2 protein-coding genes are annotated in these 707 nt (G+C 43.6%); both read left to right on the top strand.

Features of this window, described 5'->3' with window-relative positions; translation table 11 throughout:
• Window positions 1-88 precede the first annotated feature (88 nt).
• A complete protein-coding gene (locus A3739_RS07740) occupies window positions 89-478 on the top strand; it encodes a DUF1731 domain-containing protein (protein WP_068500948.1) in 390 nt (129 codons plus the stop codon).
• A 25-nt stretch (window positions 479-503) separates the two neighbouring features.
• On the top strand, window positions 504-707 hold a 204-nt coding region (locus A3739_RS30790), incomplete at its 3' end, for a hypothetical protein (protein WP_231877040.1).

The following is a 707-nucleotide window of genomic DNA, read 5'->3' as shown; positions in this document are numbered from 1 at the left end:
CAGCGGGTGGGAGCAAGCTGCTACGACAATCAGATNCGAGCGAAGGACAGTATTAAGGATCTCTNTTGTTTTNTCCGGAGATGGCGGAATGCTCGCTAAGCTCTATCCGAGTTTTATATTAGGCGCCGGCTCAGTGATAGGTGATGGCAAACAAATGATGTCTTGGATTCATATTTCAGACCTGGTTGAACTTATTCATCAGGCTATCAATGATCAATCAATGGAAGGCGCATTCAATGCTGTCGCCCCTATAAACACGACTAATCAGGAATTTAGCCGCGTACTCGCTCAAAATCTTAGGCGCCCTCTACTATTGAAAATGCCAACTATTGTGACGAAATGGATCTTTGGTCAGCGTAGCGATTTACTTCTCGGAAATCAGGATGTTGTTTCGGATAAGCTTCAGGCTTTAAGCTATAGTTTTAAATATCCTGAAATTCACGACGCACTTTCTCAGATCTATAAGCATAAGAGATAGGCGTCTTTTAAACCGGCAGTCGAACTTGCGTAATCAACACCTTGTTAAAGTATTAACTTATCTAATCACATTAGCCACTTTAACAAACGCTCACGCATCTACCGATACGAACAGCGCGCAAAGTAGTTTCATTGAACACAGCTATATTTCATGCAGCGTATTGAGCGCAGAGCAGCTTACAATTGCCCAGCTCGCGCAGCGTGGGGTTAGTGAGGATCAAGCTCTTAAA

It is taken from the genome of Oleiphilus sp. HI0067 (genome assembly GCF_001635735.1).
Note: the sequence above shows the minus strand (reverse complement) of the source record. Positions and strands in the feature narration are given on the sequence as shown.

Coding starts and splice junctions, on each gene's coding strand:
- A3739_RS07740 (WP_068500948.1), top strand. CDS start 89: ATGCTCGCTAAGCTCTATCCGAGTTTTATATTAGGCGCCGGCTCAGTG.